At 63.3% G+C, this 26,254-nt stretch carries 25 protein-coding genes and 1 pseudogene; 14 read left to right on the top strand and 12 right to left on the bottom strand.

The annotated features are described in order from the left end of the window. Window positions 1-2: 2 nt before the first annotated feature. The 4 genes from prpC to ACQ4WL_RS02915 form a co-directional block, all read right to left on the bottom strand. On the bottom strand, window positions 3-1,157 hold the full coding sequence (gene prpC / locus ACQ4WL_RS02930) for a bifunctional 2-methylcitrate synthase/citrate synthase (RefSeq protein WP_436507953.1): 1,155 nt from the start codon (window positions 1,155-1,157) through the stop codon (window positions 3-5). 75 nt (window positions 1,158-1,232) lie between these two features. Further along, entirely contained in the window at window positions 1,233-2,120 is an 888-nt protein-coding gene (gene prpB / locus ACQ4WL_RS02925) for a methylisocitrate lyase (RefSeq protein ID WP_071076691.1), read from the bottom strand. Between the two features lie 357 nt (window positions 2,121-2,477). Continuing rightward, complete coding sequence (locus ACQ4WL_RS02920; RefSeq protein WP_436507951.1) at window positions 2,478-2,726, bottom strand: hypothetical protein; 249 nt, start codon at window positions 2,724-2,726, stop codon at window positions 2,478-2,480. 123 nt (window positions 2,727-2,849) lie between these two features. After that, the gene (locus ACQ4WL_RS02915; RefSeq protein WP_426070260.1) at window positions 2,850-3,086 is read right to left on the bottom strand and encodes a hypothetical protein; all 237 of its coding nucleotides are present in this window, start codon (window positions 3,084-3,086) and stop codon (window positions 2,850-2,852) included. Window positions 3,087-3,263: 177 nt separating this feature from the next. Between ACQ4WL_RS02915 and ACQ4WL_RS02910 the strand changes: the two genes are divergently transcribed. The 4 genes and pseudogenes from ACQ4WL_RS02910 (at window position 3,264) to ACQ4WL_RS02895 (ending at window position 7,853) form a co-directional block, all read left to right on the top strand. Beyond that, window positions 3,264-4,121, top strand: a complete 858-nt coding sequence (locus ACQ4WL_RS02910; protein ID WP_436507949.1) for an MBL fold metallo-hydrolase — start codon at window positions 3,264-3,266, stop codon at window positions 4,119-4,121. A 144-nt stretch (window positions 4,122-4,265) separates the two neighbouring features. Next, window positions 4,266-5,323: pseudogene (locus tag ACQ4WL_RS02905) on the top strand (T6SS effector phospholipase Tle3 domain-containing protein); the annotation flags it as partial. Window positions 5,324-5,377: 54 nt separating this feature from the next. After that, on the top strand, window positions 5,378-6,394 hold the full coding sequence (locus ACQ4WL_RS02900; RefSeq protein ID WP_436508347.1) for an effector protein Tle3 domain-containing protein: 1,017 nt from the start codon (window positions 5,378-5,380) through the stop codon (window positions 6,392-6,394). Between the two features lie 130 nt (window positions 6,395-6,524). Next, window positions 6,525-7,853, top strand: a complete 1,329-nt coding sequence (locus tag ACQ4WL_RS02895) for a hypothetical protein (RefSeq protein ID WP_436507948.1) — start codon at window positions 6,525-6,527, stop codon at window positions 7,851-7,853. Between the two features lie 7 nt (window positions 7,854-7,860). Here the strand turns inward: ACQ4WL_RS02895 and ACQ4WL_RS02890 are convergent, their stop codons facing one another. Beyond that, window positions 7,861-9,321 (bottom strand): M20/M25/M40 family metallo-hydrolase, encoded by a 1,461-nt coding sequence (locus ACQ4WL_RS02890; protein ID WP_436507947.1) that lies wholly within the window; start codon window positions 9,319-9,321, stop codon window positions 7,861-7,863. A gap of 176 nt (window positions 9,322-9,497) precedes the next feature. Here ACQ4WL_RS02890 and ACQ4WL_RS02885 point away from each other — a divergent pair, with 176 nt between their 5' ends. The 3 genes from ACQ4WL_RS02885 (at window position 9,498) to ACQ4WL_RS02875 (ending at window position 11,702) form a co-directional block, all read left to right on the top strand. Then, on the top strand, window positions 9,498-10,040 hold the full coding sequence (locus ACQ4WL_RS02885; protein ID WP_436507946.1) for a GNAT family N-acetyltransferase: 543 nt from the start codon (window positions 9,498-9,500) through the stop codon (window positions 10,038-10,040). A gap of 121 nt (window positions 10,041-10,161) precedes the next feature. Further along, window positions 10,162-10,608 (top strand): glycine zipper 2TM domain-containing protein, encoded by a 447-nt coding sequence (locus ACQ4WL_RS02880; protein WP_436507945.1) that lies wholly within the window; start codon window positions 10,162-10,164, stop codon window positions 10,606-10,608. 143 nt (window positions 10,609-10,751) lie between these two features. Further along, entirely contained in the window at window positions 10,752-11,702 is a 951-nt protein-coding gene (locus tag ACQ4WL_RS02875; protein WP_436507944.1) for a PP2C family protein-serine/threonine phosphatase, read from the top strand. On the opposite strand, the gene ACQ4WL_RS02870 is transcribed toward ACQ4WL_RS02875, so the two are convergent. Then, window positions 11,683-12,102, bottom strand: coding sequence for a DUF2177 family protein (locus tag ACQ4WL_RS02870; RefSeq protein WP_436507943.1), 420 nt, complete (start codon window positions 12,100-12,102; stop codon window positions 11,683-11,685). The genes ACQ4WL_RS02875 and ACQ4WL_RS02870 overlap by 20 nt on opposite strands. 333 nt (window positions 12,103-12,435) lie before the next feature. Here ACQ4WL_RS02870 and ACQ4WL_RS02865 point away from each other — a divergent pair, with 333 nt between their 5' ends. The 3 genes from ACQ4WL_RS02865 (at window position 12,436) to ACQ4WL_RS02855 (ending at window position 15,575) form a co-directional block, all read left to right on the top strand. After that, complete coding sequence (locus ACQ4WL_RS02865; protein WP_436507941.1) at window positions 12,436-14,031, top strand: FHA domain-containing protein; 1,596 nt, start codon at window positions 12,436-12,438, stop codon at window positions 14,029-14,031. Between the two features lie 386 nt (window positions 14,032-14,417). Next, entirely contained in the window at window positions 14,418-15,011 is a 594-nt protein-coding gene (locus ACQ4WL_RS02860) for a metal-dependent hydrolase (protein WP_436507939.1), read from the top strand. A gap of 24 nt (window positions 15,012-15,035) precedes the next feature. After that, window positions 15,036-15,575 (top strand): TonB-dependent receptor plug domain-containing protein, encoded by a 540-nt coding sequence (locus tag ACQ4WL_RS02855; RefSeq protein ID WP_436507937.1) that lies wholly within the window; start codon window positions 15,036-15,038, stop codon window positions 15,573-15,575. Window positions 15,576-15,752: 177 nt separating this feature from the next. Here the strand turns inward: ACQ4WL_RS02855 and ACQ4WL_RS02850 are convergent, their stop codons facing one another. From ACQ4WL_RS02850 to ACQ4WL_RS02830, 5 genes are all read right to left on the bottom strand, one after another. Next, window positions 15,753-16,655 carry a pirin family protein gene (locus tag ACQ4WL_RS02850; protein ID WP_436507935.1) on the bottom strand — a complete coding sequence of 301 codons (903 nt, stop codon included), beginning with the start codon at window positions 16,653-16,655 and terminating at the stop codon, window positions 15,753-15,755. Beyond that, the gene (locus tag ACQ4WL_RS02845) at window positions 16,652-17,050 is read right to left on the bottom strand and encodes an OsmC family protein (RefSeq protein WP_436507934.1); all 399 of its coding nucleotides are present in this window, start codon (window positions 17,048-17,050) and stop codon (window positions 16,652-16,654) included. The genes ACQ4WL_RS02850 and ACQ4WL_RS02845 overlap by 4 nt, the downstream gene beginning before the upstream one ends. Window positions 17,051-17,128: 78 nt before the next feature. Then, the gene (locus ACQ4WL_RS02840) at window positions 17,129-17,848 is read right to left on the bottom strand and encodes an SIMPL domain-containing protein (RefSeq protein WP_436507932.1); all 720 of its coding nucleotides are present in this window, start codon (window positions 17,846-17,848) and stop codon (window positions 17,129-17,131) included. A gap of 62 nt (window positions 17,849-17,910) precedes the next feature. Next, a complete protein-coding gene (locus ACQ4WL_RS02835) occupies window positions 17,911-20,241 on the bottom strand; it encodes an SUMF1/EgtB/PvdO family nonheme iron enzyme (RefSeq protein WP_436507931.1) in 2,331 nt (776 codons plus the stop codon). 19 nt (window positions 20,242-20,260) lie between these two features. Further along, a complete protein-coding gene (locus tag ACQ4WL_RS02830; protein ID WP_436507930.1) occupies window positions 20,261-22,582 on the bottom strand; it encodes a coiled-coil domain-containing protein in 2,322 nt (773 codons plus the stop codon). Between the two features lie 367 nt (window positions 22,583-22,949). Here ACQ4WL_RS02830 and ACQ4WL_RS02825 point away from each other — a divergent pair, with 367 nt between their 5' ends. From ACQ4WL_RS02825 to ACQ4WL_RS02815, 3 genes are all read left to right on the top strand, one after another. Then, entirely contained in the window at window positions 22,950-23,186 is a 237-nt protein-coding gene (locus ACQ4WL_RS02825; protein ID WP_436507928.1) for a hypothetical protein, read from the top strand. Between the two features lie 188 nt (window positions 23,187-23,374). Next, window positions 23,375-24,073 carry a YXWGXW repeat-containing protein gene (locus ACQ4WL_RS02820; RefSeq protein ID WP_436507927.1) on the top strand — a complete coding sequence of 233 codons (699 nt, stop codon included), beginning with the start codon at window positions 23,375-23,377 and terminating at the stop codon, window positions 24,071-24,073. Between the two features lie 116 nt (window positions 24,074-24,189). Beyond that, window positions 24,190-25,218: a transporter gene (locus ACQ4WL_RS02815; protein ID WP_436507925.1), complete on the top strand. Its 1,029-nt coding sequence runs from the start codon at window positions 24,190-24,192 to the stop codon at window positions 25,216-25,218. A 63-nt stretch (window positions 25,219-25,281) separates the two neighbouring features. Here the strand turns inward: ACQ4WL_RS02815 and rnk are convergent, their stop codons facing one another. Further along, window positions 25,282-25,689, bottom strand: coding sequence for a nucleoside diphosphate kinase regulator (gene rnk, locus ACQ4WL_RS02810; RefSeq protein WP_436507924.1), 408 nt, complete (start codon window positions 25,687-25,689; stop codon window positions 25,282-25,284). A 184-nt stretch (window positions 25,690-25,873) separates the two neighbouring features. Here rnk and ACQ4WL_RS02805 point away from each other — a divergent pair, with 184 nt between their 5' ends. Beyond that, the gene (locus ACQ4WL_RS02805; protein WP_436507923.1) at window positions 25,874-26,134 is read left to right on the top strand and encodes a hypothetical protein; all 261 of its coding nucleotides are present in this window, start codon (window positions 25,874-25,876) and stop codon (window positions 26,132-26,134) included. Window positions 26,135-26,254 lie beyond the last annotated feature (120 nt).

Genomic DNA, 26,254 nt, shown 5'->3' with positions numbered 1-26,254 from the left:
CATTATTTGCGGTCCTTGATCGGCACAAATTCCAGGTCTTCCGGGCCGACGTAGTTGGCGCTCGGACGGATGATCTTGTTGTCGATGCGCTGCTCGATAATGTGGGCGGCCCAGCCCGAGGTGCGCGAAATGACGAACAGCGGCGTAAACATCGCCGTCGGCACGCCCATCATGTGGTACGACACGGCCGAGAACCAGTCCAGGTTCGGGAACATGTTCTTGATTTCCCACATGACCGATTCCAGGCGCTCGGCGATGTCGAACATCTTGGTGGAACCGGCTTCCTGCGACAGCGAACGGGCCACTTCCTTGATGACTTTATTGCGCGGGTCGGAAATCGTGTAGACAGGGTGGCCGAAGCCGATCACCACTTCCTTGTTGGCGACGCGCTCGCGGATATCGGCTTCCGCTTCGTCGGCATTGTCGTAGCGCTTCTGGATGTCCAGCGCCACTTCGTTCGCGCCGCCGTGTTTCGGACCGCGCAGCGCGCCGATGGCGCCCGTGATGGCCGAATGAATGTCCGAACCCGTGCCGGCGATGACGCGGCTGGTAAAGGTGGAGGCGTTGAATTCGTGTTCCGCGTACAGGATCAGCGAGGTGTGCATGGCTTTTTCCCACGATGCCGACGGCTTTTCGCCGTGCAGCAGGTGCAGGAAGTGGCCGCCGATCGAATCGTCGTCCGTTTCCACTTCGATGCGCTTGCCGTTATGGCTGTAGTGGTACCAGTACAGCAGCATGGAGCCGAACGACGCCATCAGGCGGTCGGCGATGTCGCGCGCGCCAGGTGCGTTATGGTCGTCTTTTTCAGGCAGGGTGCAGCCCAGCACGGACACGCCCGTGCGCATCACGTCCATCGGGTGGGCGGCGGCCGGCAGCGCTTCCAGGGCCGACTTGACAGCCGACGGCAAGCCGCGCAGGGATTTCAGCTTGGCCTTGTAGCCTCTCAGTTCCGCGCTGGTCGGCAGCTTGCCGTGCACCAGCAGGTAGGCGATTTCCTCGAATTCGCAGCTGTCGGCCACGTCCAGGATGTCATAGCCGCGGTAGTGCAAATCGTTGCCGGTCTTGCCGACAGAGCACAGCGCCGTGTTGCCGGCGGTGACGCCGGACAGGGCGACGGATTTTTTAGGCTTGAAAGTAGCGACTTGCGGTGCGGTCATTGTGTTCTCCAGAAGATGATTGTCAGTCCAGTGCGGCGGGCTTGGGCCTCCCAAGGCCCGCTCTTGTATAGGTGCTTACTTCTTTTGCGCGGCGAACAGCGCGTCCAGTTTTTGTTCAAAATCATGATAGTTGATCGATTCATACAGTTCCATGCGCGTCTGCATGGTGTCGACGACATTCTTTTGCGTGCCATCGCGGCGCAAGGCGCGGTAGACGTTGTCGGCCGCCTTGTTCATGGCACGGAAGGCCGACAGCGGATACAGGGCCAGGCCCACGTGGGCGCTGCGCAATTCGTCCAGCGTGAACAGCGGCGTGGAACCGAATTCCGTGATGTTGGCCAGGATAGGCACGTTGACGGCCTTGGCGAACGTGGCGTACATCTCCAGGTCCGTGATGGCTTCAGGGAAGATCATGTCGGCGCCCGCCTCGACGCAGGCGACGGCGCGTTCCAGTGCTGCTTCCAGGCCATCGACGGCCAGCGCATCGGTGCGCGCCATGATGACGAAGTTCGGGTCCGTGCGCGCATCGACGGCCGCCTTGATGCGGTCGACCATTTCTTCCTTGCTGACGATTTCCTTGCCCGGACGGTGGCCGCAGCGCTTGGCGCCCACCTGGTCTTCAATGTGCAGGCCGGCAGCGCCGAACTTGATCATCGATTTCACCGTGCGCGCCACGTTGAAGGCGGACGAACCGAAGCCCGTGTCGGCATCGACCAGCAGCGGCAAGTCGCACACGTCGGTGATGCGGCGGATATCGGTCAGCACGTCGTCCAGGCTGGAAATACCCAAGTCGGGCAAGCCCAGCGAGCCGGCCGCGACACCGCCGCCGGACAAATAAATGGCTTTATAGCCGGCGCGCTTGGCCAGCAAGGCGTGGTTGGCGTTGATGGCGCCGACGACTTGCAACGGGGATTCTTCCTGGACGGCCTTGCGGAATGCGGCACCTGCGGAGTATTGAGTCATGTGTTCACCTTATGGGATTCGGGTCGTCCCGAATGTTTCATGGACTTGCTATGAGGATCAGTATTGCAAATGCCGTGCCAGGGCCGCGCGGCTACCCGGAGAGTACGCCCATGCACAGTGAAATAAGGGGGAAACGGCCAGGTAACGGCGTGGCGCGCACTGTCACGCAAGGGAACAGCGATGTCACGATTAAGGTCAGCGATGTTTCAATTATGTTTCAAACATTTCACATGAAACATTGAAACATGCAACAGGCCGTGGATTTAGCTCGCTGGGCGCAGACATTCCGGCACGCCAAATGCAAAACAGCCGGCGGGCGCCGGCTGCAGGAACACAATGAGACTCAAAAACAAAAAACTAGGCCAGGCGCACCAGCGGGTTGGCGATGATGTTGTCGATCTGGCGCACCGCTTCTTCGCAGGCGGCGGCAATCGCGCCATCCTCGTCGTCGCGCACGAACTGCATGGTCGAGCCTTCGAACACTTCCAGGCCTTCCACGGTGGCGCGTTCGATGTCGCAACTGGCCGACCATTTGCCATCGGTGGTGGGCACGGCCAGAGGAACGATTTCCCAACCTTTATAGTGAATTTTAGAACTGCTTTCCATGGGGTGCCTCCTTGTGACTGACTCAATAGTGGAAATCGTAGCATGAAGCGCGGCCGCTAGCGACGTGTTTCACGCGCCAGCGCACGGTCAGGCTGACTTTCGGGCTAAACGATTTACGCTGACTCAAGGACGCAACAGATTATCCACTTCCGTCCTGGCCACTTCCAGGCCAGCCGTGCAAGCCGTCTCGGGCGCCGCATAGCCGCCCAGGGTGCGGCTGCGCGTGATCGCTTGCGCCGCACTCTCGCCCTCGCGCTGCAGGCGGTAGGTAAAATCCCATAAATCGTCGTTATCTTTTTGCGGGGTCACGGAAATGGTAAAACCGCGGTATTGTTCGCTGCGTGCAGTGATATCGTTCATGAATTCCTCCTTGTCTGGATGAGGTTACCACGCAGCAAGCGTCAGGGTGCGCACGACTGCAACACGCGCATGCATGCCCGCTTATCTGTTTTTCGCATGTTCAATGTCAATTCCCAACATTTTTTTAGCGTACTCTGGCGATATAATGCCCTTCCCTGTCCGTACTTTGCCGCCGCGATGACCCCACAAATCCAAGCTTTCTTCGACCCCGCCACCGCCACCGTCACCTATGTCGTGTACGAGGCCGATGGCCAGGACTGCGCCATCATCGATTCCGTGCTCGACTACGATCCGAAGGCGGGCCGCACCTCGACCATGTCGGCCGACAAGGTGATCGCCTTCGTGCGCGAACATGGCTTGCAATGCCGCTGGCTGCTGGAAACCCATGCGCATGCCGACCACCTGTCCGCCGCGCCCTACCTGCAGCAGCAGCTGGGCGGCGACGTGGCCATCGGCGCCGCCATCCAGACGGTGCAGCAAGCCTTCGCCGCCGTCTACCACCAGGATGACGCCAAGGCAGACGGCTCGCAGTTCGACCAGCTGTTCGCGCCCGACCAGGTGTTTCATATCGGTAAATTGGAAGTGCGCGCCCTGCACGTGCCCGGCCACACGCCGGCCGACCTGGCTTACCAGATCGGCGATGCCGTCTTCGTGGGCGACACCCTGTTCATGCCGGACGTGGGTTCTGCCCGCTGCGACTTTCCAGGCGGTTCCGCGTCCCTGCTGTACCGCTCCGTGCAGCGCCTGCTGTCGCTGCCGCCGCAAACCCGGCTATTCATGTGCCACGACTACCCGCCCAACGGCCGCGCGCCGCGCTGGGAAGTGACGGTGGCCGAACAGCGCGCCAGCAACATCCACTTGCGCGACGGCATTACGGAAGAACAATTCGTGGCCATGCGCACGGGCCGCGACGCCACGCTGGACATGCCGACCTTGATCCTGCCCGCCATCCAGGTCAACATCAACGCGGGCAAGCTGCCCGAGCCGGAAGACAACGGCGTGCGCTATCTCAAAATACCGCTGAACGCGATTTGATTTCTGCGGGCACTGCCAGCCCGCCGCTCCTCCTTTCTTGACACCACGCAAGTTCCACCTCAGGCAATCCGCATACAGTGCAGATTGCCTGGGCTTGCTTGGGCGCAGCCGTTTCTGCTTTCCCATCCTGGATGGAGCGCCCGCATGTCGCCCGACCCTACGCTCGACACCAATTGCATCCTGCTCGCCGAAGCCGAAGGCACGACCTTGTTCAGCCATGCGCTTCTGAAAGCGGTGACGCGCCTGCCGCGTCCCGGCATCATCATCTTTGTGCACGGCGTCAATTCCGACGGTGAATGGTATGAGCAGGCGGAACAAGGCCTGTGCGAAGGCCTGAATGCCCGTCTGAAGCGCCGCGATGATGACCTGGTAATCCCCGGCCCGGCCGCCGGGCAGATGCGGGCTGCCACATACACGCGCGAATTGACGGATGACGGTTTCCTCAATCCCAAGCGCAATGCCACCACCTTCCTGCAGGCGGACGACGCCAATTCGCCCGTGATCCGCTTCCGCTGGGGCTACAAGGCCAACGGCGAGGAATTGCAGGCATTTGGCGACGGCATCTATCTCAACGAAAAGAATTACTGGGGCGGCGGACCGTTCGCCAACGGCTGCAGCGCCCTGCCCGATCTGTGGGCCAGGGCTTGTCGGAGGAACTGTTCCTGTGGATGCATATCCAGCACATGAACCCGACGAATGACCGGCAAGTGTATGCCTGTCCGCCGCGCCCGTATTTCGTGTTCGCCGCGTGGCGCCTGGCGCGTCTCGTGCAATCGATCAGGGAGTGCCAGCACGACGCGCCCGTCACCATCGTCTGCCATAGCCAGGGCAATATGGTGGCCATGGCGGCCGCCTTTCTCGGTGAAACGCTGGGCGCTTCCGCCGTGGCCGACTGTTATGTGCTGTGCAATCCACCCTACAGCCTGCTTGACAGCAATTTCACGGAAAACTGGGTCAGCGGCCACTTGAAGGATGAGCATGGCAATACGGGCCGGCAAAAGTACGAAGCCCGCACGCAAACCTTGAAAGCGTTTTTCAACATCCTGCGCACACGCTCGGCCATGCAGCAGGATGCCGCCTTTGTCGACGAGTGCAGCGCCAATCGCAAGCCTGAACGCAAGGACAGCTACACGGCCGCGTTCGACCGCGCAGACTACGGCTTGCATGGCTCCACCTATGGCAGGGTCACCCTGTATTTCAATCCGCACGACCAGGTGATTTCGGCCACCCCCGTGCAGGGCATAGGCTGGCGCGGCATGTCGGCGCAGGAAATTGCCGATACGGGTGGCGAAGGCGTCTTCACGCAGCGCGTGTTTGCGCAAAACCACCTTGTCGGCCAGGAAAATGAAAAGGACTACGATATCTGGCAGCGCAATGGCCAGCCCTTGACGCCGGACAGCCTTGATTTCTGGCACCCGCATTCGCTGGTCGCCGAGTACTCGATCGAAAAGGGCATGCGGGCCAGCAAAGGCATCGGGCGCAAGATACTGACCTTTTTGTTCGCGCCCATCGTCATCATTCTCGCCAAGACTGCCGGCACGCGCATCAACGCCCTGCCACCCAAGCCCTGGCGGCTGCCGATGAAGGCGCCCAAGCTGCACGAGGCATTCCTGCCGCACTCCAAGCGCTTCGCCGACATCAGCGAACAATTTGACGAAGGCTGCGATGCCCCGCCCGACTCCCTGTACAAGGACCGCGCCGCCGAAACCGATGGCGCGTATGCGCCCTACCGTTCCCAGGGCAAGGGCGATGCGCAAACCGAGGCGGCGCTGCGCTATGAACAGGACGCCATGCTGCGCATGCAGGCCAGGCGCGACGGCTGGGTCGAAAAAGGCAAGCCTGTGACGGCGGTGGACAAGCCGGAGGAGGCTAGCAAGGAATTCAATGCCTGGCGCAAGAACGAAATTCAGAACTACCTGGCCGCCAACATCGACACCCACGCCACCGATCACTCGACCATCATGACCAATCCCGAGCATGCGCAGAAGGCGTTGGCGTATGACGTGGCGGTGGGCGTGTGCACGATCAGGCAGGAGGCGTTGCGCAAGTTACGGGTTGCGGCGGATTGGAGGTTATTGAAAGGCGCAGCTTTCGAGTGTGGAGAGTTTTTTGAGTACTACGACAATGGCACATTTAAAAATGTCCCTTTATTTACGTGGGCAAATGACAAAGACAGCCCTGCCAGAAAACCAAAAAGCATCGTTGACGAGCGCCAGAATGCCAGGCTTGCTGACATTTCCACCAACTTTGCGCTGAGGACTGACGGTGCGTAAATTCATTGCCACGCCGCGCCAGCGATTGGCCTGGGCGCTCGCCGCATCTTTCATAGTCATTTGCCTTGCGCTCTGGCTCAACTGGCCAAGCTATGCTGGTCACCAGACTATCCATTCACCTGGAGAACTCATGAAACAGTTCCTTGCGCTACCCATGCTCGCCGCTTTCTCCCTATTTGCGCTATTGACGGCCTGCGCCGTGCAACCTGCGCAGAAAGAAGACGATCTCCCAACACTCACGGCCCACGTTCCCTTCCGGGCACAAGTGGTGGGCCTGCAGTGGCTCAATCCGCTGCAACGGCTCGACTATCCGACCGAGTGGCAACTGCTATGGACGTTGGGATTGGCCAAGCCCAACGAAAATGACGATATGGTCAGGACGGATCCCAGGGGCTTCAGCACCCTGCAGGCCGTCGCCCCCATTGCCCACGATCTCGATGGCACGGAAACGTTCAAGGGCTATCACCATAAATATCTGCGCGAACTGATGACCAATTTCCATGATATTTATTATTCCAGCCCTACCTACGTCTACCACGTCTACCCCAAGGATAAAAAACAGAACTGGCGCGAACTGGCGGGCATACGCGTTGAATATGCCCTGTCTGAAGGAAAATTTGATCTGGCAGAAGTACACCAATTCACGCAGCAAACCATCACCGACACCTTCAGCATCGGCAACCCCCACTTCCCCACCCTATGGACCCGCGCCACACCACCCGACGTGCGCATCACCATGGGTGGCAACAATGCGGGCTTCGCTTCCCTGCAAGCCGCGCTGGCCTACCTGGAAGCGCATCCACAGCAAACCGTATGGGTCATGAACTGGGATGCGCCGAGCCGGCCGAAAACCATGCAGATCAATGAAAACCTCGTGCTGCTTGTGCTGGCCGGCCCCGATTACAAGACGGAGCGGGCGGCGCTGGCGTGGATAGGCTATCCGGCCACGAAAAGCGTGGCCGATTTTGAACTTAGCAAGGACAAGCCGCCACGCGCCGTGCAGGCGTGGCAGGCCGCGTTCGCCGAGGCGGCGCGCCAGGGCGGCAAGACGGAAACCGATATTGGCTATGTCATCCACGACGCCAGCAAGACCCTGCCCTCGTCATCCGACCGGTTTGGCCAGCTGGCGCAGGCGCTGACCCTGGAAGTGCCGGAATTCGACTTTCTGCCGCAGACCTTTAATACGCCGGCCCTGCTGGGCGAAATGGGTGCCGGCACGGCGCTGACCAATGTGGCCCTGGGTATCGCCCATGCGAACCACGTCGGCAAGAGCGTGCTGGTGGCCGGCACCAGCGATACTGACAGCGTCACGGGCGTGCTGGTCGCGCCGCCGGACAAAGTGCGGCCCATAGCCCACGACAAGCCATGGTTCCGCGCGCGCGGCGAAAACCATGCGTATCTGCCGTGGTGGGGCATCCGCCACGACGCGGCGGATGACATGCAGGGTTATTCGCAGTAAAGCGCCTTCAGCCCTCTTGCTCCGGCGCGCGTCCGATCTCGCCGTCGATATTGGCCAGGAACCAGGCCAGCGACGACATCAGCGCCACGTTGCGTTTCAGGTTATCCGGGTCGACCTTGTCCAGCGTGTCGGCCGGCGTGTGGTGGTAGTGGAAGTAGCTGTGGCTGTCGACCAGCGGCTCGAAGCTGGGCACGCCACCCGTTTCCAGGCGGTGCAAGTCACCCGTGCCCAGCGCGTCGCGGCGCGTGAACGCGTGCGCGCCCATCGGTTGCAGGGCTGCGCGCAGCGGGGCGAAGAGTTTTTCCGACTTCGGCCCCACGCTGGCCAGGATGCCGAACGGGCGCCCGGCGCCGCTGTCCATCTCGATGGCCGCATATTGCTTGCCCAGCGCCTGCTTATGGGCGTCGAAATACGCCTGGCCGCCGCGCCCGCCGTTTTCCTCGTTCATCCAGGCGATCACGCGGATGGTGCGGCGCGGGCGGTAGTCGAGCTTTTTCAGGGTTTCCAGCACGCCCATGGCCGCCACCACGCCGGCGCCGTCATCGTGCGCGCCGGTGGCCAGGTCCCAGGAGTCGAGGTGGCCCGAGACCACCACCACTTCATCAGCCTTGTCCGTGCCCGGCCAGTCGGCGATCACGTTGTAGCTGTCCGCTTCCGGCAGGTTTTGCGGCGTCAACGTCAGGTGCATTTTCACCGGACCGCGCGCGGCCAGGCGGCCGATCAGCAAGGCGTCTTCCACCGTGACGGCGGCGGCGGGAATGCGCTTGTTGTCATCGAGTCCCGTGGCGCCCGCGTGCGGGATGCGAAAGTTCGCACCGCCGATCGAGCGCACCAGCGCGGCGGCCGCGCCCAGGTCGGCCGCCGCCTTGGGGCCGAGGAAACGCGAGCGCGAACCCTGGCCATAGGTGACGCCGGCCAGGCCCCGCTCGGCCATCTCCTGGTCGAACGGCGTGTCGATCAGCACGATGGCACCCTTCACTTCCGACGCGCGCGCCTTGAGTTCTTCCATGCTCCTGACGATGATGAGGGGCGCCGTCAGGCCCGCGGCCGGCGTGGCGCCGGAGCCGCCCAGGGCGGTGAGCACCACGCGCTGCGACACGCCCTGCGGACGGCCGGCGTAATCGACGATTTCCGCCGTTTCCACGCCGCGCACCCAGTGCGGCACTTTCACGGGCTGCAAGGTGACCTTGGCGCCCAGCTGGCGCATGGTCTCGGCCACCTGCTGTACGGCCGCCGCGGCGCCAGCGGAACCGGACAGGCGCGGGCCGATCAAATCCGTCATGTCGGCCAGGCGCGCATACGCCCAATCGCTTTGCAGCGCCGTGTCGCGCACCTGCGCCAGCGCCTGCGGCGCATTGCCTGGCGCGGCGGCAAAGGAGCCAGAGCTGGCGGCGCAGCCGAGGGCGATGGCAATGGCGATGGGCAAAGAAGAACGGCGCAGTGGCGCGCCAGTCAGGATGATATGCATGTGATTCCAGTTCCAGTCAACAAGGTCGAAGCGGGTACGCCGTGGCCATGGGCAAGGCGCGACTTTTTCTACGATAGCGTATTTATTCTGTCATTGCAGCAACTTTTACGGGATCGATTGCGTCTTTCTCCCATAGTCGATTACCATCAAGATCGTGATCGCTACCGGAAACCGCCATGCTCAAGGGAACACTCTGTACCGTCCGGCATTTGACCGCCGCCGACCTCAATACCTATATCGCGTTGATCAATGATCTGCCCGCACGCAGTGAGTTCTTTTCCATGCAATTCAAATCGCCCGAAGCGATTCGGCGCGAATTCATGCAGACGGGCCTGGTCACGGAGGATAGTGAACTGTTCCTGATTGAAGACCATCACCAGCACCTCATCGGGTCGATCACGCACTTCAAGAGCCGCACCCCGGCTTGCCGTGAAATCGGCTACCGCCTGTTCGACCCCAAGTGGGGCGGGCGCGGCTACGGTGGCGAGGCGACGCGCCTGGTGGTCGACTACCTGTTCAATGCCTATCCCTACCACCGCCTGGAATTGCTGATGGACCCGCAAAATACGGCTTCCGAGCGCATCGCGCAAAGGTGCGGCTTTACAGAGGAAGGCGTGAAGCGCCAGGCCTTTTTCATCAATGGCGTCATGCGCGACGTCAAAATGTATAGCCTGCTGCGTCCGGAATGGCAAGCGCATGCGCCTATCATGTTCGGCTGAAACTGTTACCACGCCGCCCTGATTGTAATAAGTTGTATTAGACGTGGAGCAAGCGGGGAGCAGCAGATATAGTCCACTTCATGCAGATCATCGTGATCTCGCCGGAATGGAAGGAAATGCCATGTTGAACAAGAAACTCCTGGGTGCGGTAATGGTAGCGGCAGTGGCTGTGTCTTCGGCCGCAGTTGCCGGTGACCGCGACTTCAATACCGTTGCAGGCGCCGTCGTCGGAGCGGCCATTGGCAACAGCACCGGCGGCCGTAACGGCGCGATCGTCGGTGGCGTGCTTGGCGCCGCCGTTGGTAACAGTATCAGCACGAATGACCGCTATTACGACCGTGGCGGCTATCGCGGCGGCTACCGTGAAACGTATTACCAGCCCGCACCACAGCCCGTCTACTACCAGCCTGCGCCGCAGCCCGTGTATTACGCGCCACCACCGCGCTACTACGGCCCGCCGGCTGTCGTCTACGTGCAACCGGGCCGCGGCTACTACCGCGACCATGGCCGCCGTGACTACTATGACCGCGGCCGCGGCCACGGTCATGGCTGGGGCCATCGCCGTTAAGCACCGCAGTGCGCCATGAAAAACCTGCGCCAGCCTGCTGCCGCAGGTTTTTTTGCGCGACAAGCAAGGTATCAACGACGCACGATTTCGGCTAAGCTAAGTCCTATGATCAACATTGCTGGCCGCCTGGACCTCTCCAACCGATGCATTTAATCAAAGACGCGCTAGACTTCGGCCCCTGGCTCGATGCCGCCGCCCGCAGCAGCGTCGGCGCAGGCCCCGTGCCGCGGCGCGAAAACCAGGATAACTTCCTGCTGATCGATGCCAGCGGCCACGCCGTCTGCCTGTCGCGGCAGGCGCCGTTCCACTGCCAGGTACCGGGCTGGCCGCCTGGCCATGTGCGCGCCGCCGTACTCGACGGCATGGGCGGCCATGGCCAAGGTCGCGAGGCGGCGGAGGCGGCCGTGCAAGGCTTGCTGGCCATGCCCGCCTGCCTCGACACGGCCAGCCTGGCAGCCCGGCTCGACGCCTTGCACACGCGCTTGCAGGACGGTTTCGCCAGGGACGCGCCAGCCCAGGCGCGTCCGCCCGGCACCACCCTGACCCTGCTGGAAGTGCCCCCCGGCGAAGCGCCGCTGCTGTATCACGTGGGCGATTCGCGCCTGTATGAACTGGTCGACGGCGCGGCCAGCATCCTGACCGTCGACCACGTGCCGGCCACCGTGTACGCCATGCGCGGCGCGCTCGACGAGACGCGCTGGCGCGCCGCCGTGCATGGCGAGCACCATCCGCAAATCTCGCAGGCATTCATTTTAGGCAACGCCATCAGCGACAGCTTGCAACTCGACAAACCCCTGCGCGGCCTCGATGCATCCACCTTGCCGCCTTTCCTGGCGCACCTGGGAGACCGCCGCGTGCTGCGCGTGCGGCCCGGCGCCCATTATTTGCTGGCCAGCGACGGCTTCTGGGCCTGCGAGGATCCGCTGGCCCTCACGGGCCGCTGGCCCGCCTTGTGTGCCGGCAAGACTGCGGCACAGGCTGTCAGCGCCCTGTTCGACGACTTCCTCTCTCACCCGCCAAAGGGCTTGCACAGCGACAACATTACCTTGCTGGCGCTACGCTTCGATGCGGCGTTCAGCGCCCCAGGCGACTAGCCGCCAGATAGCCGGCCGTTGCCGACACGGCCGACAGCACGCTGCCCCAGGCCATGTCGATGGCCGTCAGGGCCTGCGGCCAGTCACGCAAGGTCGCATAGTTACTCAAATCATAGGTGCCATAGGCAATCAGCCCCAGCAGCGCGCCCAGTGCTGCCGCCGTGCGACCGCGGCGCACGCGCAGTCCGGGCAGGATGGCAAAGACCAGCAGCCCTGCCACGTACAGCAGATAAAACAGCGTAGCCGGCACCCAGCGGGGCGACTCCGCCAGCAACGGCCCCAGCGCCGCGGCGTAGACGGGCTTCATCAGCACCGCCAGCCACAGGGCATCGATGGCCAGAAATACACACAGGGTGGCGCCATAGGCAATGACCAGCTGGAGCGGGCGTTGGACAGGCATAATCGTCTCTCGATTCAAGCGTGGGGGGAACGGCCAGCATAATGCAAAACGCCCCAGGCCCGCATCGCGGGCGCAAAAATGTCCGGCCGGCGCGCGCGCATTGACGGGAAGCGACGCCATACCATATCAAAATAACATATCCAGAAAGATATAAAATGTGTTTTTGAGCAATAGTTTCCATGGCATGTATGATCAGGTGTGACCAGGGACATTAATTTGCGCAAAAAGTGCGCATTCCGGGGCCGCGAAAGTTGCCAAGCAGGCGCAAAAGCGCGTAAGCTCTCATGTAGACCAGAGGGCAGAATGTCCCCGCTCGATTCGAGTCAGAATGTCATGAAAAAATGCAGCAACCCGGAGCACCCGCACTGTACGTTCTGGGTCTTGCCTGGGGATACAGTCTGTGCGGGCAACCACCCGCAAGCGACGACTGCTCCCAGCAGCTACGACCTGTTGACCGCACTGCGCAGCGCCCGTTCCGAGCCATCGGCAACGGCGCTTCCGCACGCCCCTGCGCATGATTCTGATATTCGCGATGCTGTGATTCGCGATGCGGCCATTCAAACGGTAAGCCGCTCCTCACCGGCCGCCGCAGCCCCGGCATTCACGCCAGCGCCCGTTGCGCCGGCAACGGTGCCGCCCGTCTACCAGCCGGTGCAAGCCCATCTGCACATCAGCGGCTTCGATCCCCGTGCGGCAGGCGGGCGCCAGACATTGAAAATGGAATTGCGCGGCATGAGCGCCGCCTGCGCGCCGCAGCTGACCTTGCGCCTGCGCTCGGACCTGATACCGCGCGGCGCCGTCCAGCATGATTTCGTGCGCACCACGCGCGGCGACTGGCGGCCCGTGTTTGTCGAGTTCTCCTCGCGCAACAAGGAACACGGGCAATACCAGATCGACGTCGAAGTCCACAGCCACCTCGATGGTGCCGTGGCGCAGAAATGGGTGTGCACCTTCGTCATCCTGGTGCCGCGCCGCGACGCTACCCTGACGGAAATCCACCAGATCTTCCTCAGCACGCACAAGAACGTGCGCGTGATGGCCGACGACGCCTCGATCGCCCGCGTCACGGGGGGTGACGGCTGCAACCTCGACGTGACGGCGCGCAATGCCGGCATTGCCCACGTGGATTTATCTGCGCCGCAAGGCAAGATCGACATGGGTTTCACCACCATCGCCTGGGACGAGGAATTGATCGAAGTCGACCTGCCCGCCGCCAGCCACTGCCATCCGCACCCGAGCCAGGCTGCCTGTCTCGTCAATGCGGCGCCGGAAGCGGGCGAGCAACGCCAGATCCGCCTGTTCGCGCTGGAAGAATGCATGCTGGGCCGCTTCGAACTGGTGGACCCGGAAGCCGATGTGCTGCTCAGCCATTTCAGTCCCGATGGCCAGGACAACAATGGCTTGACGCGCCGCCTGTCGGGCCGCCATGCCATCATCCGGCGCAGCCAGCAAGGCCTTGAAATCGAGGATGTGTCGCGCTATGGCGTGCTGCTCGACGGCGTCTGGCCCGGCAAGCACAAGCCCGTCGCCCTGCGCCTGGGCATGCGCATCGAATTGTCTGCCAGCATCAAGGGCATCGTCGTGCTCAGCGTCACGGCCCTGCTCGCGCACGGCGTGATCCTGCATCGCATCGACCACGGCGCCCGTGCCGAATGCTTTTACCTGCTGCTGCCCGAGACCCAGCCCACGCCGGCAAGCCACCTTGTCACGCCGCAGGCCAGCTGCCTGCCCGTACTTTTCCACCGCAATGGCGGCTTCTGGCACCTGGACACCGCCAGTGGCAAGGAGACGCCGCTGGCGCCCGCCACGTCCCTCGACAAGCTCAGCGGATTCGCGCGGCACAATCGCTTCGCCAGCGAAGCGTATCCGGAATGCTGGATCATCCGCACCGAAGGCGCGGCGCTGTGCGATAACGCCCTAACCGCCTGACAACACCTCCTGCCACCTGACCGCTAGCGTGGCACCAGTACGAGAAAAATCATCGACAGGCCCAGAATAAACACCGCTTCCAGCGTAAACACGATGGCGGGAATCTGCAATTCGCGCGGGATTTTCATGGCAATACCTCCTCAAATCATGCGACTGCTTTCAGCATAGCGCCCCCTGCGCCAATTACATTACCATTCACACAACACACTTGACCAGCCAGCATGACATGCCGAGTTCGCTGGCAAGGCTATCGCGACACATAATTTAACAAATTATCGCCAGATATTCTGCAAATAGCCCCCCTCCACGCCCCTGGATACTGTATATTCATCCAGTTAATATCCCTTGCATTTCACAAAGCGCCCGCATGGCGTTTTACATTTTCTATGGCTTCCAACAAAGCGCATCATGCGACCGGTTGGGCTGCCGGCGTGATCGCCGCAGCGCTGGTCGCACACGCTGGCGCCGGTGGCCCCTATCAAGTGCTGAGCATGCTCGCCTTTGTCATGGGGGCGCTGGGCGGCACGGCGCCGGACTGGCTGGAAGTGGCCTGGTGGGCGCGCACGCACCGGCTGTGGATCACGCACCGCACGTGGACCCACTGGGGCCTGGCCTGGATCGCCCTGCTCGTCTACACGTATCTGCAATTGCCGCACCACCTGTGGGCGCCGCCCCTGTTCGGCTTTGCGGCGGGCGGCATCATGCATTTGCTGGCCGACTGGCCCAATCCGCTGGGCGTGCCGTGGATTTTCCGCCGCCACTCGCTGCGCTGGTGGAAAAGCGGCCGCCACGACATCATCGTCATCCTCGCCGCCTGGCTGGCCGCCACCGTCGTGGCCGACCACGTGTTTTTCGATGGCATCCACCTGCGCCGCACCGTGCTGGCGTTTGAGGGCCTGCTGCACTGGTCCACCGGCGCACTCCAGACGGCCTGGGCGGATCTGCAACAGTGGCAGGAGCGCTGGCGCCTTGGCGGCTGACGCCGCCTGCACCATGGCGAAATCATGATCACGAGGGCGCCCGATCCGCGCCCCTTCCTGGTCGACACGCCGCACGGCGTGATCCGCGCGCTGGGCACACGCTCCGACATACGCTGCGACGGCCATGGCAGCACCGTCAGCGTCGTCACGCGCCAGAAAATGGACGGCCAGAACCTCAACACCATCGACGCCGTGCTGGCCAATACCACCGGCATCATCATGTACGACAGCCCCATGGGCGGGCGCTATGTGTATTCGCGCGGCTTCATGGTCGAAACGTACCAGTTCGATGGCGTCACCGCGCCAGGTACTACCCGCAGGCGAACAGCGTTACCAGCAATACGGCCCATGCTGGATCACGTGGAAATCGTGCCAGCCTGGCCCTGCTGCAGCAAGCGAACAAGCCGCTGCAGCCCAATCACGGGGTGGCCGAACCGAGCGACGCCTGGTTCCGCGAACACAGCTACCGGCGCCCTGCAGAAGTGGAGCGTGGGCGGCGGCGTGAACTTCCAGACGGAGAACTCGCGCGTCACGCAGAACATCACCGTGACGCAAGGCGCGTAGGCACTGTGGAGCGCGCGCACCGCTTACCAGATCGACCGCAACTGGACGGCGGCGCTGTCCGTGACGCACTTGCTCGACAAGCGCTACTACCAGACGGGAGGTGCGCCGGCGTGGGGCAATTTCTATGGCGAGCCGCGCAAGGTGCAACTGACCTTGCGCGCGCGTTTCTAAACGCTGTCAGGTCGCCGGGCGCAGGGGCGCCTTCGGCAACGGGATGAATTCCGTCTCACCCGGCACTTGCCCCATGCGCTGGGCGCTCCAGTCGTCGGCCGCCTGCGACAAGCGCTCCTTGCTCGACGAGATGAAATTCCAGAACAGGAAGCGGTGGCCGTCCAGCGGCTCGCCGCCGATGACGACGAATTGCGCGGGACCGCTGCCTGCGGTGACGACAGGTACAGCGCCCGCTGGCACGGCGCCCGCATCGAGCAAGGCCATGGTATGCGGCGCCAGCGCCACGCCATCGAGCAGCACTTCGCCGCTGATCGGGTAGATCGCCGCTTCCGCCGGCAAGCCTTCCAGGCGCAGCGCGCATCCCGCCTGCAGCGCCACGTCCAGGTACACGGTTTGCATGTAGGTGCGCACGGGTGAGGTCTGCCCAAAGGCCGTGCCGATCAACACTTTCACCACGGCGCCATCGAGCGCCACCACGGGAATGTCGGCCTGCGGCGTATGCGTAAAACTCGGCTCGTCTTCTTCATGCGCCTTCGGCAGTGCGGCCCACAGCTGCAAGCCGTGCGTGCGGTGCGGCTGGCCGGCCAGGTCGTGTGGCGTACGTTCCGAATGCACGATGCCGCGCCCGGCCGTCATCCAGTTGATGGCCCCCGGTTCGATGCGCTGGTACGAGCCGATGCTGTCGCGGTGGTCGATGGCGCCCTCGAACAGATAGGTGACAGTGGCCAGGCCGATATGCGGATGGGGGCGCACGTCGTGGTTGGCGTCGGGCGCCACGTCGATGGGGCCGAAATGGTCAAAGAAAATGAAGGGACCGACGGCCTGCTTAACGGCGGATGGCAGCAAACGCCGCACGACGAAGCCGCCTCCAAGGTCCTTTTCATGGCTTTTCAGGATGGCCGCGCTCATGCCAGCACCGTCGTCACTTCGGTGGTCACCGCCGTCATCAATTTATGCAGCGGGCATTTGCCGGCCGCGGCCAGCAATTCCTGGCGCTGCGCGTCGCTCAAGTCACCGGTCAGGTGCAGGGTGGTGGCCAGGCGGTACACGCCCTTGCGCTCTTCGCTGGCATCGCGCTCGGTCGACACTTCCACATGTTCCAGGGGGATGCCCTTGTGTTTGGCGTACCAGACCACCGTGAGCGCCTTGCAGGCCGACAGGGCCGCGTCATACAGGTCGTGCGGCGAGGGGCCGGCGTCGCCGCCGCCCTCCTCCACCGAGGCGTCGGCGGAAATGATGTGATCGCGCACGTGCACGATGTGACGCATGGGTTGCGACTGGTCGCGGATGGCTTTGATGGTCATGGCGTTCCTTGCTGCGTTTGGAAAGCCACAATTTACACCGTTTGCCCGCTTTGCGCAGCCCGCTCCCCGGGCGCCAGACTATTTGATACGGAACACGGCGTCCACCGTCTGCGCCATCTTCAGGCTGGTGACCATCAGCATGTCGTCGGGATTCTGGCGTTGGCGGCTATTCGCGCGCTGGTAACGGTCGGACGGCACCAGGCCCACCGCATTGCCCAGGTTTTTCAGCTGGTCCGAGGAGATACCGGCCACGGCGCCCGCGCGCTTGCCGAAGCCGCGCGCCATGGAATCGGCCTTGCGCTGCGCATCCTTGACGGCTTCGCCCATCAGTTCTTCTTCCAGGCGGATACGCTCGGTGGCGCCGAAGGTGACGGCAAACGCGTCGAGGTTGGGCATGGCCAGCAGCGGACGCATGACGGCGGGCCATTTCGACAGGTCCGTCACATTGATATGCACGCTCGCCTTGATCAGGTACTGCGGATTGGCCGGGTCTTGCTCGGCGCCCTTGCGGATTTCCTTGCGCACGTCGCGCACCTCGATGCCGTCCGCCGCCTCGGGCAAGCCCTGCTCTACCAGCAGCGCCTTGATTTCCGTGATGCGCGTCTGGACTTGCGCGGTGGCCACGTCCGGCGAGGGATCGAAGACGCTGACGTCGAAATCGATCTCGCCGAGGTCCGGCGTGACAAAACTGTACGCTGTCCCCGTCGCATGGATGAAGGGGTAAGAAGGCAAATCACCGGCCACGGCGGCGATGGGCAGGCAGGCGAACACGATGGACAGCAGGCGGCGTTTGAACACGAATACTCCAGCATGGTGAAGGTGCATGAAGTATCCGTCAATATGACCGATATAACAATGAATTAATCGAGCGTGCGCGCCACCCTGAAACCGACGATATCGTTCGACAGCACGGTGGAAAAACCGTTGCGCAGGGCCGAGCGCAGGTAGCGCGGGTGGTACAGCCAGGAGCCGCCGCGCAGGATGCGCCGGCTGCTGTCGCTGCCCTCTTCCCATGCGCTGCCATCGACGGGTGCGCCTTCGTAATTGTCGTGCACCACGTCCTGCACCCATTCCCACACATTGCCATGCATGTCGAACAGGCCCCAGGGATTCGGTGCGAAGCTGCCCAGCGGACTGGTGCCGCCCCGGTACACACCCCGCGGGCCGCCGTTGTAGACATACAGGCCGTCGTAGTTGGCTTGCTCGGTGCTGATCGTGTCGCCCACGTTGAAGGCCGTGCGCGTACCGGCGCGGCAAGCGTATTCCCACTCGGCTTCGCTGGGCAGGCGGTACTGCCGTCCGGTGCGTTCGCTCAGCCACGCCAGGTACAGCTGCGCGTCATTCCAGCTCACGCCGACCACCGGGTGCTGGTCGTTCTGCACGAAACCGGGATTGTCCCAGTCCGTTTCGGAACCACCCGCCCACTGCGTCGCGTTCACGAAAGCGCGCCAGTCACCCACGCTGACGGGATGGCGCGCCAGCGCGAACGGGCGCGAGATGCCGACCCAGTGCTGCGGCGTCTCGCGCTCCAGCCAGGCCTGTTGCGAGCCGGCCTGGATGGCGGCCTTGTGTTCCGTTTCGTGCGCACCCATCTGGAAGCGGCCACTGGGAATGAGCACCAGTTCCGGCCCCTGCCCCGAGCCATCGAGAAAATCATCGCGCAAGATGCCTTCGGCATTGGCCACCGGTTGCACATGTTCGGGTTGCGATTCCGGTTCTGGCGCCGGCGCGGATGCCGGCGCAGGAACCGACGCGGCGGCGCGGCTGGCCTCTGCGCGACGCGCGCGTTCCTGCTCGGCGCGGTAGGCCGCCTCCGCCTTGGCGACGATGGCCTTGCGCTGCAATTCCTGATGCTCCTGCAAGGCGGTGGCGGCATCGGCTTCGCGGCGCGCGCGCAACTGGCCGCGCAGCGCTTCCTTGCGCAGCTTGCGCGCCTCTTCCGCTTCGAAATGGCGCTGCGCCTCCTGCTCCCGGCGCAGTTTGTCCTGCCGCTGCTTTTCCAGCGCAGCCGCCTGGATTTCCGCCTTGCGCCGCTGGTCCAGTTCTTCCTGGCGTATCCGGGCCCGCTTGATCTCTTCCTCGCGGGCCTGTTCGGCGGCCAGCGCCGCCTGCCGTTGTTGCTGCGCCTGCTGCGCCGCGCGTGCCTGCTGCTGGCGCGCCTGTTCCGCCAATTCTTCGGGCGACGGCCCGGCAGCGCGCTCCAGCCCTTCCAGCAAGGCTTGCACCGATTGCGGGCGCAGTTCCGCCGTCAGCGAAAAGCCGTTCTGCAACACCTGCCACTGCGCTGCATTGAGCGCCTGCGGTGGCGAAGGCAGATGACTGGCGCTGCGCGCATCGTCGAAGGGCATGCGCCCTTCGAGCATCTGGTAAATCATCACCGCCACCGCATACACGTCCAGGCGAGGGCTGGGCTGGCGCTGGTTGGCGCCTGCCTCGGGCGCCCGATAACCGTGGGTGCCGGCGTTCGGCATGTCCAGCGCCAGGCTGCTGTCCGCATTGCGCACGCGTGTAGCAATGCCGTAGTCGAGCAATTTGACGTCGCCTTTCGCCGTCAGGAAGACATTGCCCGGCTTGATATCGCGGTGCACCAGCTTGTGCTTTTCCCACGCATACGACAGGGCGTCGGCCACCGGCTGCAGCAATTGCTGCACCCTGGAGAGCGGCAGCGCGCCCTCGCGCGCCAGATAGTGCTCGAGGTCTTCGCCATCGAGGCATTCCATGATGATGAAATAGCTGGCAGTGGCAGGATCCTGCGCCCATTCGTAGACGCGCACGATGTTTTCATGCGCGAGTTTGCGCGCCTGGGTGGCTTCCTCGATCAGCAGCTTGGCATGCGTGGCGCTCTGCGTCAGCTGCGGCGGCAAAATCTTCAGCGCCACCATTTCGCTGCTGCCCAGCTCCGCATGCGTGGCCAGGTCCGTCGCTTGCCACACCTGCCCCATGCCGCCCGTGCCGATCAGCCGTTCGAGCCGGTAACGGCGGTTTTGCGGGCCGATTTCCTGACCTGTCATGAAACCCAGTTCCGTGCCCTGGCGTACGGGCAGCGGCGCGGCCACAGGGGCGACGCCCGGCGGCGCGTATTCGGCGTCGAGGATGGCGTTCTTGCGGCGTTCAAAGTCCTGCTCGCTGAGCAGCCCGTCGTCGTGCAGGGCGCGCAGTTCTCGCAGTTTGTCTCGTGCTTTTTGCATCATCTGGGGTGAAACGCTTCCATCAAGGCTGCAGGGCGACGCCACAGGCGGCGCAGAATTTATCTTCCGGATGGCCTGCGCGCTGCGCATGGCCGTTCTTGCAGCGGGCCGGCGCTGCAGCGGCAGAAGCCGCGCCAGGGTGCAGCGCCTGCGCCACGGCTACGCCCAGCTGCGCCTGCGCCGACAGGCCATGGCTGTGCGCCGCATTCTGCAGGTTGATCAGGTCCAGCTGCTGGCGCCGTTCGCGCTCCGCCTGGCCTTCCAGGTAGCTGCGCTCCTGGGCCACGCTGTCCTGCGCCATGCGCAGCGCATCGGCGGGGGAAACACTGTTCTCGGCGGCAGCCAGCGCCGCCAGCGCGTGGATCTGTTCGGCGCTCATGCCCGCCTGTAGCTGCACTTTCAGCACTTGCGCCAGCGCGGCCGCGTTCTGCCCGGCCGCCATGGCCACCTTGCCCGTGTCGCTCAGGGAGCCGATTTTCTCGATGCGGTCGATGTCGATGCGCGCCAGTTCGGCCGCATGCGCCTGCTGCGCCAGCAGGGCTTCGTATTCGCCCTTCCAGCGCGCGTAATCGCTTTCGCGCTGCTGCGCCATGGCCAGCAAGTCGCGCTGCCATTGCGCTTCCTGTTCCAGCTGGCGCAGTTGCTGGCGCTGTTCCTCGATGGCCAGCGCGTCGAGCTGCGCCAGTTGCGTTTGCTGCTGCAGCTGGCGCGCGTGCACGCCATCGGCCTCGATGGTGCGCAGCAGCTTTTCCTGCTGCGCGATGGCGTCCTCGCGCGCGCCGCCGCGTCGCAGCGCCGCCACTTTTTCCGCGGTCTCCGCCGCCTGCACCTGGGCCGCTTCATCCTTGTGCGCCTCGGCGCGCAGCAGTTCGCGCTGGCGCGCCAGCTGCATCTGGTCTTCCCACTCCTGCACCCGCTCCGCTTCGCGCTTGCGCGCCGCATTCGCCAGCATCAGGCCCTGCCAGGCCGCCTGGTGCTGCTCCGCCTCCAGCTGCGCCTCGCGCTGGGCCGCATCCGCTTCCGCCTGGCGCAGGCGCGCCAGCTGGGTGCGGCGCCCGGTCTCGTCATCGATCAGCAGCGCGCTTTCAATCTGCTGCGCGATGGACTGCAAATGGACTTGATGGGTAAAGCGCTGCTGCGCCAGCTGGATCTGTTCGCGCCCATGCAGCTGCGACAGTTCCAGCTCGCTGCGCATCTTGATGGCGGCCAGCGCCCGCACGTGTTCCCAGTTGGCCGATTCATCGGCGCGCTGCACGCCCTTTTGCGCCAGTTCCTGTTCCAGCTCGCCCAGCGCCAGCGCGGCGCCATGGTCGAGCGCCTGGCGCCGCGATTTGGCTTCCAGGATGCGCCCATACAGGTCGATCTGGCGCCCGCGCAGCGCTTGCAGGCGCTCCGCTTCCTGGTGGCCCAGCTCCGCTTTTTCCACCGTCGCATCCTGCTGCAGCTCGGCGCGCCGGTGCGCATGGCGCGCCGCCAGTTCTTCGCGGCGGATGCGCTGCCACTCTTCCTCGTCATACAGCTGGTCGAGCTGCTTCATGCGTTCCAGGCTGTGCTGTTCCAATTCCTGCGCCGGCAAGCCGCCCAGCCACAGCGTGCCGATGGCTGCGTCGCCGCTGCCATCGCGCTTGTCGTGCCGCAGGCTGAGGGTTTCCACGCGCGCCACGGCCAGGCCGCTGGGCGCCAGACGCTGCGTCAAGGACGATTGCAGGCGTTCGTTCAATTCGGGCCGCAAGTCGGCATTCGCGTCCATCTCGCGCAGCGCGCGGCTGCCGATGAATTCCAGCGCAATCTGGCGCACGGACGGCAGCAGCAAGGCGTGCAGGTGGGCGCGCGTGACGGCGCCCGGCGCGCGCATGAACTGGCGCGCAAATGCATCGGGCTGGCCCAGCGCGATATCCACGCGCAGGGATGCGGCAATGCCCAGCAGCTCGGTGCTGGCCAGGCCGGGCAAGTCGAATTCCAGGCTGACGGCATCGGCGCGCGCGATCAGCACTTCGGCCGGGCGCGCCGGCAACAGGGCCGGCAGGCGCGCAAAGAAGGCGGCGCTGTCGTAGTCGCCGGCCGGTATCAGGGTGAAAGCGTCCGATTGCACGATCCAGGCGCGCGACTCGGCGGGCACCTGCAGGCGGCGCGCCGCGCTGCCGAACAGCGAAGACAGTTCGCGCACGCCGAAGAACAGGGCTAGTTGCCCGTCAGCAAGATGCCATTGATTGGCATGCAGCACCGCGTCGCTGTCGGGGGCGCCCAGCGACAAGCCGCATTGCGCGCAATAACCGGCGGCCGCGCCGTTCTTGTGCTCGCAGCGCGGGCAGCGGGCGCCGCCAAAACCAAACAATTGGAACATGTGTGACTCCTGATGAGAATAATTGTGTGCGCAAGTGTGCGAAACACGGCTGCCATGCCGATTCTAGCAGGACAGTTGGCGCAGCACCTGCCGCGCGCCACGCGTGCACGACACGGCTCACAACAGGCGCACAACACTGTGCAGTGTCAAATAATGCCATAGAGCAATTGCATTCATATGCAGGGATACAGGGCGAATTAGGCCTCAATTCAAGCGGTCGCCCGCCAGCTCCGTGCGCAGGCATTTCAGCGCCGTTTTTTTGCAGGCCATCCCGCCAAAACCACGGCTGGTCGCATCTGCATGGCGCAACAGCGTGCGCCTGGCTACAGTGCATGCATACCCACCCGCCCCCCAGAAAGGAACCATCATGAAAACCTTAAAAAACATGGAAGCCATCTTCACCGTCGCCGTCGCCATCGCCTGCGGCGCCAGCTATGTCAGCTTCATGCAGCCATCGGCCGCCAGGACCGCCGATGTGGCGCAGGCGAGCGCCATCCCCGTCGTGGTGGTCAGCGCCAAGCGCATGACGGAACAGGAAAAGAAAATCTCGCTGATGGAGGAGCGGCAAGCCTTGCTGGGCAATGCCACCGCCAGCACCTTGTGAGCCCCCCATGCTGATGCCACGCCGCCTGGCGCCCCACGGCTAGCTGCCGCGCCAGGCCGCCATTTGTATCCGCCACGGATACACGGACACACAGCATTGTGTCAATTGTAATAAGTTGAATCAAAGGCGAAAAACCGCCAGCAAGCGCCTATAGTCCATTTCACGCAATCACCGAAATGGAGCACACCATGAAACCCATCACACTCTACGCAGCAGCCATGCTGGCCATCAGCACCGCGGCCTTCCTGCCTGTGCAGGCCATGGCACAGAATCAGCTCGGCGTGAGCATTGTCGTCGGCAACGCCCCGCCTCCGCCACGCTTTGAAAGCGCGCCCGCGCCGCGCGCCGGCTATGTCTGGGCACCCGGCTACTGGAACTGGGATGGCCAGCGCCATGTCTGGACCAGCGGCGAATGGCTGCGCGAACGCGGTGGCAACCAGTACCGCCGCGCCGCCTGGATACAAGAGAACAAGCGCTGGCGCCTGGACCGTGGCGGCTGGGTCGCCGCGCAAGTGCAGCCCGTGCGCTATGACGACATCCGCATCGCCCCGCCACCGCCACGCCGCGAAGCCATCCCGCGCGCGCGCCATGGCTACACTTGGGCGCCCGGCCACTGGGAATGGCGCAGCCAGCGCTACGCCTGGACCCCCGGCGTGTGGATCGCCGAACGCCCCGGCTATGTGTATGCGCCGCCCGCCTGGAACCAGCGCGATGGCCGCTGGCAGATGGAGCAAGGCCGCTGGTCGCCGCGTGGCCCGAACGGCGACCGCGACCGCGACGGCATCCCCAACCGCTATGACCGCGACAATGGCAACCGCCACGACCGCGACGGCGATGGCATACCGAACCGCGACGATCACCGTCCAGACAACCCCCGTCGCAGCTAACACGCGGCTGTAGTCCCCACCAAGGCCACCCATCGCGGTGGCCTTGTCATTTTCCGGACATATCTGTGTATTAAAATCGCGCGACGATCAATCATACTGCGCGAGAAAGATTCACGATGGCGATGGAAACTGCCGGTTTCACCTACGGCTCGGATACCTCAGGCCTGGTCTGGGGCTTCCTGTTTGGCCGCGCGGCGCAGCCGCTGGCGCTCGATTCGATGGCGGCCCTGGCCTGGCTGGCCGATGGCGCAGCCCGTCCGGCGCAAGAATTCGTCTGGCTGCATTTCAATTTGTCGCATGCGGCCAGCGAAAAATGGCTGATGACGCATACGCAGCTGGCCGATGAATTCTATGAAACCCTGCACCAGGGTTCCCGTTCCACGCGCATCGAACAGGCGGAAAACACCCTGATCGCCGTGGTCAACGATGTGGTGCACAATTTCTCGTTCGAGGCGTCCGACATTTCCACCATGTGGGCCAGCGTGGCGCAAAACCTCGTCATCACGGCGCGCCGCGCGCCGCTGCAGTCGATCGAGCGCTTGCGCCAGGCCGTCATCAAGAACCACGAGCCGATCCGCTCGTCGGTGGAGCTGCTGATCCATCTGCTGCGCGACCAGGCCGACGTGCTGGTCAACATCGTGCGCGATGCCGTGGCGCGGGTCGACGATATCGAAGACCACTTGCTGGCCGGGCGCCTGGTGCCGAAACGCGAAGACCTGGGCGCCATGCGGCGCGTGCTGGTGCGGCTGCAGCGCCTGCTGGCACCGGAACCTGCCGCCCTGTTCCGCCTGCTGCAACGCCCGCCTGCGTGGGTGTCGGAACTGGACAGCCTGGAATTGCGTCAATCGACGGAGGAATTTTCGGTGGTGCTCAGCGATATGTCGTCTTTGCAGGAACGCATCAAGCTGCTGCAAGAAGAGATTGCCGCCCGCGTCAACGAAGAAAACAGCCGCAGCCTGTTCGTGCTGACCATCGTCACCGTGCTGGCCTTGCCGATCAATATCATCGCCGGCATGCTGGGCATGAATGTGGGGGGAATTCCGCTAGCCCAGCACCCGCAGGGCTTCTGGATCATCGTTGCCATCATCGTCACGTTTACCGTCGTGGCGGGATGGCTGGTGGTCCGCGTGCAACGCAATAGTTGATTACTGGACACACGGTCTGGCAGGCGAACGGCAGGCGCCGTCCGCCATCACTGCTTGCCGCGCTTAGCGGTGGTATTCGCCAGCCCGTTCAGGCTGATAAACGATTTCCTCGATCTTCACCTTCACCACGCCGCCCGGCATGGGCCAGGCGATGCTGTCGCCCACGGACAGGCCCAGCAGCGCGCTGCCGACGGGCGCCAGCACGGATATGCGGTCACTCTGGCCCTCCACATCCTTCGGATACACGAGCGTCAGGCAGAATTCCTCCTTGCTTTCCACCGTGAAGCGCACGGTGGAATTCATCGTCACGACGGTGGGCGGTATTTCTTGCGGCTCGAGCACTTCGGCACGGCCCAGCTCATCGAGCAAGGCGGCCTTGTCCGGCGACAAGTTATTTCCCAAGGCATACAACAACGCTTCCAGTCGTTCCAGGTCTTGTGACGACAAAATAATTTTTGGTTTTTTTTCCAAGATATCCTCACTATTGATCATTAGGGCGACGTCCGGTTTTGCTGGCGGCAGTTTACTTGGCCGCGGCAGACAAAACAAACAGCATCAGAACGTCCATCATCTGCGGATTATGGACGAACTCGCGGAGCAAGGCCATAGCGTTCTCGCATTCTTCATTAAAATTTATTAAAATCAATGACTTGCAATGGCACATACAGACAAAAAGTTATTTCGTACCGGGACGGCTGGAGGCAATCAAGTTATTCCTGATAGCATTTTGTTTACCGGCGGCATGTTTTTAGGGGAAAAACCCGCCGACAAAAAAAGGATTAAAATTCAGATTGCATTATTATTAGAAAAACACGCACCGCCTTTTCCGCCTAACTTGTCGCCTTGCATGCGGCCATCGGCCTGCGGCATGGCCACTAAATTGCCGCGCGCCCTGTACTTTCACGCCGCAAAATGACAATATGTCGGCCTTAACAACACGTTGAGAGTTCCGGCTCACTTCGGTTTTCATCAGACTGGAACGACAAGTATGGCAGGGCGAGGCGGGATCACACGGGGCGGCGGCAAACGGGGCCGG

The organism is Janthinobacterium kochi (assembly GCF_051380715.1).
Taxonomy (GTDB): domain Bacteria; phylum Pseudomonadota; class Gammaproteobacteria; order Burkholderiales; family Burkholderiaceae_D; genus Janthinobacterium.
This window is presented reverse-complemented; position numbering and strand designations above follow the sequence as displayed.

What these genes read in the sequence shown, in the direction of transcription:
- ACQ4WL_RS02855 (WP_436507937.1), top strand. Translation starts at nt 15,036, where the DNA reads ATGATCACGAGGGCGCCCGATCCGCGCCCCTTCCTGGTCGACACGCCG.
- ACQ4WL_RS02885 (WP_436507946.1), top strand. Translation starts at nt 9,498, where the DNA reads ATGCTCAAGGGAACACTCTGTACCGTCCGGCATTTGACCGCCGCCGAC.
- ACQ4WL_RS02830 (WP_436507930.1), bottom strand. Translation starts at nt 22,582, where the DNA reads ATGTTCCAATTGTTTGGTTTTGGCGGCGCCCGCTGCCCGCGCTGCGAG.
- ACQ4WL_RS02860 (WP_436507939.1), top strand. Translation starts at nt 14,418, where the DNA reads ATGGCTTCCAACAAAGCGCATCATGCGACCGGTTGGGCTGCCGGCGTG.
- prpB (WP_071076691.1), bottom strand. Translation starts at nt 2,120, where the DNA reads ATGACTCAATACTCCGCAGGTGCCGCATTCCGCAAGGCCGTCCAGGAA.
- ACQ4WL_RS02865 (WP_436507941.1), top strand. Translation starts at nt 12,436, where the DNA reads ATGAAAAAATGCAGCAACCCGGAGCACCCGCACTGTACGTTCTGGGTC.
- ACQ4WL_RS02895 (WP_436507948.1), top strand. Translation starts at nt 6,525, where the DNA reads ATGAAACAGTTCCTTGCGCTACCCATGCTCGCCGCTTTCTCCCTATTT.
- ACQ4WL_RS02870 (WP_436507943.1), bottom strand. Translation starts at nt 12,102, where the DNA reads ATGCCTGTCCAACGCCCGCTCCAGCTGGTCATTGCCTATGGCGCCACC.
- ACQ4WL_RS02910 (WP_436507949.1), top strand. Translation starts at nt 3,264, where the DNA reads ATGACCCCACAAATCCAAGCTTTCTTCGACCCCGCCACCGCCACCGTC.
- prpC (WP_436507953.1), bottom strand. Translation starts at nt 1,157, where the DNA reads ATGACCGCACCGCAAGTCGCTACTTTCAAGCCTAAAAAATCCGTCGCC.
- ACQ4WL_RS02805 (WP_436507923.1), top strand. Translation starts at nt 25,874, where the DNA reads ATGGCACATACAGACAAAAAGTTATTTCGTACCGGGACGGCTGGAGGC.
- ACQ4WL_RS02845 (WP_436507934.1), bottom strand. Translation starts at nt 17,050, where the DNA reads ATGACCATCAAAGCCATCCGCGACCAGTCGCAACCCATGCGTCACATC.
- ACQ4WL_RS02825 (WP_436507928.1), top strand. Translation starts at nt 22,950, where the DNA reads ATGAAAACCTTAAAAAACATGGAAGCCATCTTCACCGTCGCCGTCGCC.
- ACQ4WL_RS02890 (WP_436507947.1), bottom strand. Translation starts at nt 9,321, where the DNA reads ATGCATATCATCCTGACTGGCGCGCCACTGCGCCGTTCTTCTTTGCCC.
- ACQ4WL_RS02815 (WP_436507925.1), top strand. Translation starts at nt 24,190, where the DNA reads ATGGCGATGGAAACTGCCGGTTTCACCTACGGCTCGGATACCTCAGGC.
- ACQ4WL_RS02850 (WP_436507935.1), bottom strand. Translation starts at nt 16,655, where the DNA reads ATGAGCGCGGCCATCCTGAAAAGCCATGAAAAGGACCTTGGAGGCGGC.
- ACQ4WL_RS02880 (WP_436507945.1), top strand. Translation starts at nt 10,162, where the DNA reads ATGTTGAACAAGAAACTCCTGGGTGCGGTAATGGTAGCGGCAGTGGCT.
- ACQ4WL_RS02915 (WP_426070260.1), bottom strand. Translation starts at nt 3,086, where the DNA reads ATGAACGATATCACTGCACGCAGCGAACAATACCGCGGTTTTACCATT.
- ACQ4WL_RS02900 (WP_436508347.1), top strand. Translation starts at nt 5,378, where the DNA reads ATGTCGGCGCAGGAAATTGCCGATACGGGTGGCGAAGGCGTCTTCACG.
- ACQ4WL_RS02920 (WP_436507951.1), bottom strand. Translation starts at nt 2,726, where the DNA reads ATGGAAAGCAGTTCTAAAATTCACTATAAAGGTTGGGAAATCGTTCCT.
- ACQ4WL_RS02835 (WP_436507931.1), bottom strand. Translation starts at nt 20,241, where the DNA reads ATGATGCAAAAAGCACGAGACAAACTGCGAGAACTGCGCGCCCTGCAC.
- ACQ4WL_RS02820 (WP_436507927.1), top strand. Translation starts at nt 23,375, where the DNA reads ATGAAACCCATCACACTCTACGCAGCAGCCATGCTGGCCATCAGCACC.
- ACQ4WL_RS02875 (WP_436507944.1), top strand. Translation starts at nt 10,752, where the DNA reads ATGCATTTAATCAAAGACGCGCTAGACTTCGGCCCCTGGCTCGATGCC.